Here is an 11,570-nt window from a genome sequence, read left to right on the forward strand (position 1 = left end):
TATGGCAAATTCAGCACCCGCTTCGGTATGGCGTAATCCAATACACTTCCTTGCTTTTGGCTTGGGCTCTGGTGCCGCTCCAAAAGCACCGGGCACCTTTGGCACACTGGCTGCGATTCCTTTTTTTATTTTCTTCTTGCAGGGATTAGAGCCGCTTCACTACTTTGGTGCTCTTGTCGTGACATCGGTTATTGGTATTTATCTGTGTGGAAAAACCTCCAAAGATCTAGGAGTGCATGATCACTCAGGTATCGTATGGGATGAATTTGTTGGCTTCTGGATCACCATGTGGCTGGCACCGACCGGTTGGCTCTATATCCTTTTAGGTTTTGTATTGTTCCGATTGTTCGACATTTTAAAGCCTTGGCCGATTTCTTGGATTGATAAGCACGTTCACGGTGGCTTTGGCATTATGCTGGATGACATCTTAGCGGGCTTAATGTCCTTTGTCGTCTTGCAAGCATTGGTGACATTTGTTTTATAGGTTTATTTGAAACGTTATTAAGGTTGTTATGTCTCGAGAATTAAGCACAGAACAAGCGTTCCAAACTCATTGCTTAGCGCAAATGGGAGTTGTGTCGTGGCTATCTGCACCGCAAGGTGTTAGTGGTTCTGTGTTTATGCCTGCACAACCATGGGTGATAGAGAGTCATACTAGTAGCGCACTTGATTTATCTGAGGTACCTGAGGATTTCGGCTTTGAGCCTGTTATAACAAAACCAGAAGTGACGCTAGCGCCTGAAGAGAAACAGCAGTCTGTTCATAACTTACGTGAACAATTGAATGCAGGGCCTGAGATTATTGTTGAAGACATGCAACCAATAGAAGAGCTTGCGGTTGATATTGAGGTGGAGCCAGAAGTTGTTGCTAGTGGTGGTATTACTAAAGTTGACCTCCATGGCTATGCTTTGTCGAATCGATTGCTTATTTTGACTGATGTGCCGCAGATTTTTTCCCAAGCGGAAGAGGTTGAACGTCTAGCCTTGAAAATGGGACAGGCACTATTAAAGAGCTCAATAGATGAGTGGCATGGCAGTGCGTTTTCTTGGCCGGGAGCGTTAAAAAACCCTCATTTTCTGGATCGTAGCGACTGGTTAGTTGGTGCGTTAGAGAGTTATGTTTTGCGTTTGTCTAAAGAGTTCCCCGAGCCACCTTTGTTGGTGTTGGCGGGAGAGAAAGTATCGATTCTAGTGAGCGGTCTGCCAGAAAATAGTCCTCTAAAACAGTACCCTACAGCACGTATTCAAAGTCTTCCCGAGTTGTATCGAATTCCTGAGCTGAGAAAAGAAGCATGGGATGTGATGCAAGCGAACCTTTTTCGTTAATGCCTTTAGAATTGGAACCTGATATGTCTTTTTCTTTTGTCATCCGTCCGGCTCAAGAATCAGATTTGCCTGCCCTTATTGAGCTTGATTTATCTTCTAACCCTTATCCTTGGGGAGAGTCTCATATTGCGGATGCGCTTCGTACTCGAAAGAGCTGGTTAGTTGAGTCAGTTCAAGAGGGTCAAAAAAGTATTTTGGCTTGGCTTACGGCTTCCCATTGTTTTGACCAATCAGAATTAGAGCTTATTGTGGTTGACGAGAAAGCCCGTCGCCAAGGTTTGGCTAGAAAGCTTATAAATACATGGCAACAAGATGCGCAAGAAAGTGATGTAAAAGAGCTACTGTTAGAAGTGCGAGAGTCCAATGAAGGGGCGATTGCTTTGTATATATCAATGGGCTTTGAGCAGGTCGGTTACCGAAAAAACTACTATAAATTACAGCAAGGTCGAGAAGCGGCTTGTTTATTTACCTTAAAGATTTGATTGTAACTTCAAAAGGAAATTTACGATGACAAAAGTATTAGTACCTATCGCCAATGGCAGTGAAGACATCGAGGCAGTAACTATTATTGATGTACTGCGTCGTGGCGATATAGATGTCACGGTAGCAAGCGTTCATCAGGAAAAACAAATTCTCGCTGCGCGCGGATCTAATATTGTTGCGGACGTATTGTTAGAGGAAGTGTCAGATACGCTCTACGATGCCATTGTTTTACCCGGTGGCATGCCCGGAGCAGAACATCTACGAGACTCTAAACTGCTGGTGGATATGCTAGAAAAGCACGATATAGAAGATGCTTTGTTGGCAGCTATTTGTGCATCACCTGCTATGGTGTTTGGTACCCATGGTTTTGTAATGGATAAACAAGCTACCTGTTACCCCGGTTTTGAATCTGGTCTAACAGGAGCGGAATACATTGCGGATCAACCTGTGGTGATGGATGGAAATATTTTGACAGGTCAGGGCCCAGCTTCCGCCATGGTGTTTGCATTATCTATCCTAGGTAACTTAAAAGGTTATGAAGTAGCGCAAGAAGTGGCAGATGGTTTGTTGTGCTAAATCGCCCATATATTATTGCTGACCAAAAGGTCAGTTAAAGTGTCGGTTTTTCTGCCTTTTTTTGTCGGTTTTGTCTGTAATTTGGTGGACGAAAACGGCCTTCTCGAGTAAAATTAGGCAGATTTTTTGGACGTTAGATCTATTGATTGTCTATCTTAAGATAAGCTTTAGGTAAGCGGCAAAAGCATATATTCTGAAAAGCGAGATAAACCATAGGTTTGTCTCGCTTTTTTGCAACCTGACAGGCTCTAAATGGGAGGTTCCTTTGGCAACATCAGCGATTCTTGCTCTAGAAGACGGCACTATTTTTAAAGGGGTGTCGATCGGAGCAGATGGCTCCTCAACAGCCGAAGTAGTATTCAATACTTCGATGACTGGTTATCAAGAAATTCTTACTGACCCTTCCTACGCTCGACAAATGGTCACTCTAACTTACCCTCATATCGGCAACACTGGTATTAATTCTGAAGATGAAGAATCTACCAGAATCTGGTGTGAAGGATTGATTATCCGAGATCTTCCTTTGGTCGCGAGTAGCTGGCGTTCAGAAGAAACTTTGGATGCATACTTAAAACGCAAAGGTGTTGTAGGTATAGCGGATATCGATACCCGTAAGCTAACACGTATTTTACGTGAAAAAGGTGCGCAAGCTGGCTGCATCATGGCGGGCGAAGATATTGATGAAGCCAAAGCGGTTGCAGCGGCGAAAGCTTTCCCCGGTTTGAAAGGTATGGACCTTGCGAAAGAAGTGACTGTTGATACGACTTACGAGTGGACAGAGTCCACTTGGGATTTAGTTAAAGGTCATACGACTCCTACAAGTTCTGAATTCCACGTTGTGGCATACGACTTCGGTGTGAAACGTAACATCCTACGTATGTTGGTTGAACGCGGTTGCCGTCTAACGGTAGTGCCTGCGCAAACCCCAGCAAGCGAAGTACTAGATATGAACCCTGATGGCGTTTTCTTATCAAATGGTCCAGGTGACCCAGAACCATGTGATTACGCAATTCAAGCGATTAAAGAAATCTTAGAAACAGAGATTCCTGTATTCGGTATCTGTTTAGGTCACCAACTGCTTGCTTTGGCTTCTGGTGCAAAAACGAAGAAAATGAAATTTGGTCACCATGGTGCCAACCATCCTGTACAAGCTACCGAAGAAGGCACGGTAATGATTACCAGCCAGAACCACGGTTTTGCAGTAGATGAAGATACCTTGCCAGCTAACCTTGTGATGACACACAAATCTTTGTTCGATGGCTCTTTGCAGGGTATCAAGCGCACAGATAAGAGTGCCTTCAGTTTCCAAGGTCACCCTGAAGCGAGCCCAGGTCCGCACGATGTTGCGCCTTTGTTCGACTTGTTTATTGACAACATTAAAGCTGCAAAAGCCTAACCAAACCCTAAATAGGAGCGGAACGAAAAGATTATGCCAAAACGTACTGACATAAAAAGCGTCTTAATTTTAGGTGCGGGCCCTATTGTTATTGGTCAAGCTTGTGAATTTGACTACTCGGGTGCGCAAGCGTGTAAAGCGCTTCGTGAAGAAGGCTTTCGCGTTATTCTGGTGAACTCAAACCCAGCTACCATCATGACAGACCCTGTGATGGCCGATGCAACATACATTGAGCCAATCGAATGGAAAACGGTTGAGAAGATCATCGAAAAAGAGCGTCCAGATGCTGTGCTACCTACAATGGGTGGTCAAACCGCATTGAACTGTGCGCTTGACCTAGAGCGTCATGGGGTTCTAGAAAAATTCGATGTTGAGATGATTGGTGCAACCGCTGACGCTATTGATAAAGCGGAAGATCGTCATCGTTTTGATGAAGCAATGAAAGCCATTGGTCTTGAATGTCCTCGTGCTGGTATTGCTCATAACATGGAAGAAGCGCTAGGCGTACAACGTGAAGTTGGCTTCCCATGTATCATCCGACCTTCTTTCACTATGGGTGGTACCGGTGGTGGTATCGCTTACAACATGGAAGAGTTCGAAGAAATCTGTACTCGTGGTTTGGACTTATCTCCAACTAACGAACTGCTAATCGATGAATCTCTAATCGGTTGGAAAGAGTACGAGATGGAAGTTGTCCGTGACAAAAAAGACAACTGTATCATTGTTTGTGCAATTGAAAACTTTGACGCTATGGGTGTTCACACAGGTGACTCCATCACAGTAGCGCCAGCGCAAACTTTGACAGACAAAGAATATCAAATCATGCGTAACGCTTCTTTGGCGGTATTGCGTGAGATCGGTGTAGAAACCGGTGGTTCTAACGTTCAGTTCGGTATGGATCCAAAAACTGGCCGTCTAGTGGTTATCGAGATGAACCCTCGTGTATCTCGTTCTTCTGCTTTGGCATCGAAAGCAACGGGTTTCCCAATTGCTAAGATCGCAGCGAAACTAGCAATCGGTTACACACTAGATGAATTGCAAAATGACATTACTGGTGGCCAAACGCCAGCAAGTTTTGAACCTGCAATCGACTATGTTGTTACTAAGATCCCTCGCTTCACGTTCGAGAAATTCCCAACTGCCAACGATCGTTTAACAACGCAAATGAAGTCCGTTGGTGAAGTAATGGCGATTGGCCGTACTTTCCAAGAGTCTTTGCAAAAAGCATTACGTGGCTTAGAAGTAGGTGCTGATGGTTTTAATCCTCAGTTAGATTTCTCTGAAGAAAACAGCAAAGAGAAATTGGCTTACGAGCTTCAGTCTCCTGGTGCTGACCGTATTTGGTACATTGGTGATGCCTTCCGTTCTGGTATGACAGTGGATGAAGTGTACGCTGCAACAGGTGTTGATCACTGGTTCCTAGTACAAATCGAAGATCTGATTAAAGAAGAAGCGGCTCTTGAGAGCAAAGGCTTAGTGGACATGTCATACGATGTGTTACGTCGATTGAAGCGTAAAGGCTTCTCTGATACTCGTCTTGCTAGCTTGCTGAATGTCACTGAAAAGTCCATGCGTGAACGTCGTTACCTAGTGAATGTTCACCCTGTTTACAAGCGTGTTGATACTTGTGCGGCGGAATTCGCTACCAACACGGCTTACATGTATTCCACTTATGAAGAAGAGTGTGAAGCGGCTCCAACAGACAAGGATAAAGTGATTATTCTTGGCGGTGGTCCTAACCGTATCGGTCAAGGTATAGAGTTTGACTACTGCTGTGTTCACGCTGCATTAGGCCTACGCGAAGACGGTTACGAAACCATCATGGTTAACTGTAACCCTGAAACTGTATCTACCGATTATGACACTTCTGATCGTTTGTACTTTGAGCCAGTAACACTGGAAGACGTATTAGAGATCGTTCGTACAGAAAAACCTAAGGGCGTTATTGTTCAGTTTGGTGGTCAAACACCACTGAAAATTGCTCGCGCTTTGCAGAATGAAGGTGTGCCAATCATTGGTACAACACCTGAAGCGATTGACCGTGCGGAAGACCGTGAACGTTTCCAAAGCATGATCCAGCGCCTAGGTTACAAACAGCCTCATAACGCAACAGTTCGTAGTGCTGAGCAAGCGGCAATTAAAGCAGCTGCTATAGGCTACCCACTAGTTGTGCGCCCATCTTATGTATTGGGTGGCCGTGCAATGGAAATCGTTTATAACGAGAAAGAATTGAATCGTTATATGTCGACAGCGGTTAAAGTATCAAATGACAGCCCTGTATTGCTTGATCACTTCTTGAATGCGGCAATCGAGATCGATATTGACTGTATTTCTGACGGTACTGAAGTGGTGATTGGCGGCATTATGCAACATATCGAACAAGCCGGTGTTCACTCAGGTGACTCAGCATGTTCTTTGCCTCCTTATTCTTTGCCTGCAGAAACGCAAGATAAGATCCGTGAGATGATTAAGAGAATGGCACTAGAATTAGGTGTTATTGGCTTGATGAATACTCAGCTAGCGGTTCAAGATGGCGAGATTTACGTGATTGAGGTTAACCCTCGTGCATCACGTACCGTACCATTCGTTTCTAAATGTATTGGTCGCTCTTTGGCTCAAGTTGCAGCCTTAGTAATGGCGGGTAAAACATTAGCAGAGCTAGGCTTAACAGAAGAAATTATTCCTTCTTACTACAGTGTTAAAGAAGCCGTATTCCCGTTCAACAAGTTCCAAGGTGTTGACCCAATTCTTGGGCCTGAGATGAAATCTACAGGTGAAGTGATGGGTGTTGGTGATACCTTTGCTGAAGCCTTTGGTAAAGCGGTATTAGGTGGCGGTACTGAACTACCAACATCAGGTCGTGCTTTCATCAGTGTGCGTGATATGGATAAAGAGGCAGCAGTAGATGTTGCTCGTCGCTTGATCGACATCGGCTTTGACCTTGTTGGTACAGAAGGTACGGTTAAGTACATGCATGAGCGCGGTGTTGCGATCAACAAAGTAAATAAAGTGAACGAAGGTCGTCCACACATTGTTGATATGATGAAAAATGGTGAAATTGATTACATCATCAATACGACATCTGGCACACAAGCGATCGCGGACTCTTCCTTGATTCGTCGTACGGCATTGCAGCGTAAGGTTTGCTACACTACTACCTTGGCTGGTGCAGAAGCGACAAGTTTGGCGATTAGCCTAAAAGGCGAGACGAAAGTTCGTAGACTACAAGATTTACACTTGGGGAAATAATGAAAAAAGTACCAATGACAGTAGAAGGTGAAGCGCGTTTAAGAGACGAGTTAAACCACCTTAAATCTGTAGTTCGCCCACGAGTTATTGCGGATATCGCAACTGCTCGTGAACATGGCGACTTGAAAGAAAATGCTGAGTACCACGCGGCTCGTGAAGAGCAAGGTTTTACTGAAGGTCGAATTAAAGAGATTGAAGGTAAGCTAGCTGACTCACAAGTGATTGATGTGAAAGCAATGACTGCATCGTCAAAAGTAATTTTTGGTACCACGGTAACTTTATACAATGTTGATACAGAAGGTACGGTTACTTATAAAATTGTTGGCGATGATGAAGCAGATGTGAAAGAGAAAAAAATCTCTTACGCTTCTCCTATTGCTAAAGCCATCATAGGAAAGGAAGAGGGTGACGAAGTCATCGTTAAGATTCCAAGTGGTGAAGCAACATACGAAGTAGAAAAAGTAGAATACATTTAATTTTTTGCCACTTCATAAAAAACCATCTAGTGAGAACTAGGTGGTTTTTTTATGGGCTTTATAAAGCGTATATTTTTGTAGAAATAGGTGTTTGTTATGTCTTATCCACCCTGTCCGAGCTGCCAGTCGGAATATGTTTATCCTGATCAAAATCTTTTAGTTTGCCCTGAATGCGCTTATGAATGGGACCCATTAGAAGAAGATGAGGCTATTAAGGTTAAGGATGCCAATGGCACCCTATTGTCAGAGGGCGATAAAATTACCTTGGCAAAAGATTTAAAAGTAAAAGGCAGTTCTTTGATTTTAAAAATTGGCACAAAGGGAACTGTAAAACGAATTCACGATAAAAAAGATCACCAACTTGATTGTAAGCTCGATGGCGCTGGTGAAATGCTGGTTACCGCAAAGTTTGTGAAAAAAGCCTAGTCAGTTTTAGGTGAATTTGGCTATGCTTGATCTGTCTCATTGTTGATATAGTGCCCATTTGTTAATGTGCAAAAAATAACATAGAAAGTCTTACCTTCTTATACCCAATAATTAATCGGAGTCGATGATGAAAGGGAAAATATCCGTTCTGTTAGGTGTGTTAATTAGTTCCATCTTGGTATTTCTAACAGGGTGTGCCCCTCAAAATGGCCCTGGTGGGCATGGCGGTCCTGGAGGCCCAGGCGGAAGACCGCCAAGCCCAGAAAATGAAGAAATACAGGCTCGCCTTGGCGATACCAGTATTCTTATGGGATCCGTTGTTGTACCTGTATCAGTAGAAGCCTGCGGAACAGGTGCTGGATTTTCTCGTTTAGTCTGCCTTACAGATTTGCTTAAATCGAGTGCATCTTCAGAAGTGCTGGAACTGCTTCAATTGGATTACTCTGTAGAGAAAGCGCAAAGTTGGAGTAATTTGCCAGCAGGGGCTTTTCCCTCTAGACCGGGTGTCTTCTTGGGAGAGTTAACAAGTGATCAACTGGGTATTGTTAAGGCCATTTTGCAGGAAGCGGCAGGCTCTGCTGAAAACGAAGGCTTTGATGAAATGGTACAAACGCTAAATGCAGACGACTATATTGGTACTGTAAGCACGGACTATAAAGCGGGCTACTCTTCTTATAACTCTAAGATCGCTTTTTTAGGAACACCTTCTAGTACAGGTACGTGGCAGCTTTATTATGGTGGCCATCACTTCGCTTTCTCAAATACTTACACGGATGGACAACTGTCCGGTGCCACACCTTCTTTCCGTGGTATTGAACCTTTCCCATCATTTGAAATGAATGGTCGAGTGAACGTGCCATTGTTGCAAGAGCGAGATGCGTTTGCTGCATTGCTAAATTCGCTTTCTAAAACTCAGAAAAGCGCTGCGACCCTTGATGGTACTTACCGCGATATTCTCGCTGGCCCTCAGGCCGATGACGCTATCCCTGAGGAGCAGGAAGGTCTAAGTGTAACCGAGTTGGATGAATCTCAAGTGGCATTATTATTAGCTGCCGTACAGACTTATGTGGGCGATATCGATGATGCTGATGCGAAAGTTTATATGGACAGATACACGGCTGAGTTAGCAGATACAGTGCTTGGTTTTTCCGGTACAACGGATATGGACAGTGAAGACGATTATGTGCGTATCCATGGCCCATCCTTATGGATTGAGTTCTCTCTTCAGTCTAACAAGTCAACCAATGAAAAGGGCAATCACCCTCACTCAGTTTGGCGTGATATCACCAGTGATTATGGCGGTCAGCTTTAATCGTGCCTAGGTCTATAATGCGAGCCGCAGTCTTTCTACTGCTCGCTTTTTCTTGTGGGATGTCTAAGCTTTATGCCCATGCTCTACCGGGTAGTGTGTTGACCTTTTCTCAGCACGAAAAAGGTCTTGAGCTCGCTATTACATTTCCATTAGAAGATTTGGCTATTGCTTCCCCACAATTGGAAAGCTTGAAAGCGCTTCCCGTAGGAAGTGATATTAGTGGTGAGTACTTGTCTGATCTTAAGGCGTATGTGGAAGAGCATCTTTCTCTTGGGGAGGATGATGAAGAATTACCTTTTACTCTCCAGAGCGCCTCTCTCAAAGACGCTTATCATGACCATCTAGGATACTATACGCTAGTAGCTTTAAATCTCATTTTTCCATCAGAAATAATCACTCCAGCGACTTCTTTAGAGCTTAGTTATGATGTAATCATGCATGAGGTGCGTAACCACAGAGCGCATGTTTACTGGTCCGACTCAGATCAATCTGCCCGAAAAATTGCCTACTTTGGTTTCCGCCGAGTGAATGGTGAAGTTCAAAAACATTTATTGAAAAGGTGAGTTAAATAACTCAAAGCTTTGATATTAAGCGTAAAACAAAAACACCAGCCTCGGCTGGTGTTTTTAGTTCAATGCTAGAAAGCGAATTGTTTAGGACTGAGCTTTCTTGAAGGCTTCGATCAGTGCTTGAGTTGAAGAGTCCAAAGCGCTGTTGTCGCTGTCGGATACTAGGCGGTTGAATATATCAGTGCCTAGTACTTTACCAAGCTCCACGCCCCATTGATCAAATGAGTTGATACCCCAGATAGTACCTTGTACAAAAGTACGGTGTTCATACAGTGCGATTAATGCACCCACAGTGGCTGGCGTCATTTGCTCTGTTAGCAGCATGTTGCTCGGACGATTACCCTTGATTACCTTGTGAGGGGCAACCAATTCTACTTGCTCGTCACTTGCTCCAGCATCACGTAACTCCTGCTTGGCTTGCTCTAAGCTCTTACCAACCATCAATGCTTGTGACTGACTCAGGCAGTTAGCAAACAACTGAGGGTGGTGATCACCAATTGGGTTGTGAGACTTCAATGGTGCGATAAAGTCGACAGGTACAAGGCGTGTGCCTTGATGCAATAACTGATGGTAAGCGTGCTGACCATTTGTACCAGCGCCGCCCCAAATGATTGGTCCTGTGTCTGTTGCGACGCCGTCACCATCAAGCAGGTTTGCTTTACCGTTACTTTCCATGTCTAGCTGCTGGATGTGAGCAGGCATAGCACGTAGGTAGTGGTCGTAAGGAATAAGTGCATGGGTTTGCGCATTATGGAAGTTGATGTACCAGACGCCAAGTGCTCCCATAATAACAGGAAGGTTCTTTTCAAATGGTGCAGTGCGGAAGTGCTCATCCATTTGGTAGGCGCCATCCAGCAACTCATAAAACTTATCCATACCTACTGCAATGGCAACTGGCAGACCAATAGCAGACCAAAGTGAGTAGCGACCGCCAACCCAGTCCCACATAGGGAAGATATTTTCTGCAGCCATACCAAAGGAAACGGCTTTCTCTACATTAGAACTAACAGCGGCAAAGTGCTTGCTGATTGTCTCTTCTGAGCCACCATTTGATAGGAACCAGTCACGTGCTGCATTGGCATTGGATAGGGTTTCTAATGTGCCGAATGTTTTAGACGAAACAACAAATAAGGTTGTTTCAGGGTTCAGTTGCTTCAGCTTTCCTGAGATATCTGAACCATCGATATTGGCAACAAAGTGTACTTTGATGTCTTCTCTTGAGAATGGTGTTAGTGCTTCTGCAACCACTTTAGGGCCTAGGTAAGAGCCACCAATACCGATAGATACAACATCAGTAATGCGCTTGTCAGAGTAGCCACGCCATTCACCACTATGAAGTTGTTTGGTGAAGGCTTCCATTTGCTTAAGAGTGGCACGTACTTCTTCCAGTACATTTACGCCATCCACCATAAGTGACTCTTGTGCTTGGCTAGCACGAAGTGCAATGTGTAATACAGAGCGGTCTTCAGTGTTATTGATATGCTCTCCGCTAAACATGCCTTGGATAGCATTTTCTAGGCCTGCTTCTTTAACCAAGCTAGTTAACAATGACAGTGTTTTTTCATTAGCGCGGTTTTTTGCGTAGTCTAATGTCCATCCGGCCGCTTGTACTGTGTGTTTTTCAGCGCGTTGTGGATCAGTTTCAAACAGTGATTTCATGTCCACAGAGGCCATTTCTTTCTGGTGCTCTGTTAACGCCTGCCAAGCAGCTAGTTCTGTAGGTGAACCCATTACAATACTCCCTAATTTGTTGAAAGT

The 11,570-nt window shown here is 44.3% G+C and carries 11 protein-coding genes; 10 read left to right on the forward strand and 1 reads right to left on the reverse strand.

The window, feature by feature from the left end; translation table 11 throughout:
• The first annotated feature begins 1 nt into the window (after position 1).
• The 10 genes from OFY17_RS14590 (at position 2) to OFY17_RS14635 (ending at position 9,806) form a co-directional block, all read left to right on the forward strand.
• Positions 2–484, forward strand: a complete 483-nt coding sequence (locus OFY17_RS14590) for a phosphatidylglycerophosphatase A family protein (protein ID WP_263531470.1) — start codon at positions 2–4, stop codon at positions 482–484.
• Positions 485–512: 28 nt separating this feature from the next.
• Entirely contained in the window at positions 513–1,325 is an 813-nt protein-coding gene (locus OFY17_RS14595; RefSeq protein WP_263531471.1) for a hypothetical protein, read from the forward strand.
• Positions 1,326–1,348: 23 nt separating this feature from the next.
• Complete coding sequence (locus OFY17_RS14600; RefSeq protein WP_263531472.1) at positions 1,349–1,807, forward strand: GNAT family N-acetyltransferase; 459 nt, start codon at positions 1,349–1,351, stop codon at positions 1,805–1,807.
• Between the two features lie 25 nt (positions 1,808–1,832).
• Positions 1,833–2,384 carry a DJ-1 family glyoxalase III gene (locus tag OFY17_RS14605; RefSeq protein ID WP_263531473.1) on the forward strand — a complete coding sequence of 184 codons (552 nt, stop codon included), beginning with the start codon at positions 1,833–1,835 and terminating at the stop codon, positions 2,382–2,384.
• Between the two features lie 265 nt (positions 2,385–2,649).
• Positions 2,650–3,780, forward strand: a complete 1,131-nt coding sequence (gene carA / locus OFY17_RS14610; protein ID WP_263531474.1) for a glutamine-hydrolyzing carbamoyl-phosphate synthase small subunit — start codon at positions 2,650–2,652, stop codon at positions 3,778–3,780.
• 33 nt (positions 3,781–3,813) lie between these two features.
• On the forward strand, positions 3,814–7,029 hold the full coding sequence (carB, locus tag OFY17_RS14615) for a carbamoyl-phosphate synthase large subunit (RefSeq protein WP_263531475.1): 3,216 nt from the start codon (positions 3,814–3,816) through the stop codon (positions 7,027–7,029).
• Positions 7,029–7,505 carry a transcription elongation factor GreA gene (gene greA / locus OFY17_RS14620; protein WP_263531476.1) on the forward strand — a complete coding sequence of 159 codons (477 nt, stop codon included), beginning with the start codon at positions 7,029–7,031 and terminating at the stop codon, positions 7,503–7,505. The genes carB and greA overlap by 1 nt, the downstream gene beginning before the upstream one ends.
• Positions 7,506–7,601: 96 nt before the next feature.
• Positions 7,602–7,931 carry a zinc ribbon domain-containing protein YjdM gene (locus OFY17_RS14625; protein ID WP_263531477.1) on the forward strand — a complete coding sequence of 110 codons (330 nt, stop codon included), beginning with the start codon at positions 7,602–7,604 and terminating at the stop codon, positions 7,929–7,931.
• Between the two features lie 124 nt (positions 7,932–8,055).
• Positions 8,056–9,243 carry a DUF3500 domain-containing protein gene (locus OFY17_RS14630; protein WP_263531478.1) on the forward strand — a complete coding sequence of 396 codons (1,188 nt, stop codon included), beginning with the start codon at positions 8,056–8,058 and terminating at the stop codon, positions 9,241–9,243.
• A gap of 17 nt (positions 9,244–9,260) precedes the next feature.
• On the forward strand, positions 9,261–9,806 hold the full coding sequence (locus tag OFY17_RS14635; RefSeq protein ID WP_263531479.1) for a hypothetical protein: 546 nt from the start codon (positions 9,261–9,263) through the stop codon (positions 9,804–9,806).
• A gap of 90 nt (positions 9,807–9,896) precedes the next feature.
• Here the strand turns inward: OFY17_RS14635 and pgi are convergent, their stop codons facing one another.
• Positions 9,897–11,543 (reverse strand): glucose-6-phosphate isomerase, encoded by a 1,647-nt coding sequence (gene pgi, locus OFY17_RS14640; RefSeq protein WP_263531480.1) that lies wholly within the window; start codon positions 11,541–11,543, stop codon positions 9,897–9,899.
• Positions 11,544–11,570: the final 27 nt, after the last annotated feature.

The sequence above is a fragment of the Marinomonas sargassi genome (assembly GCF_025716875.1).
Taxonomy (GTDB): Bacteria; Pseudomonadota; Gammaproteobacteria; order Pseudomonadales; family Marinomonadaceae; genus Marinomonas; species Marinomonas sargassi.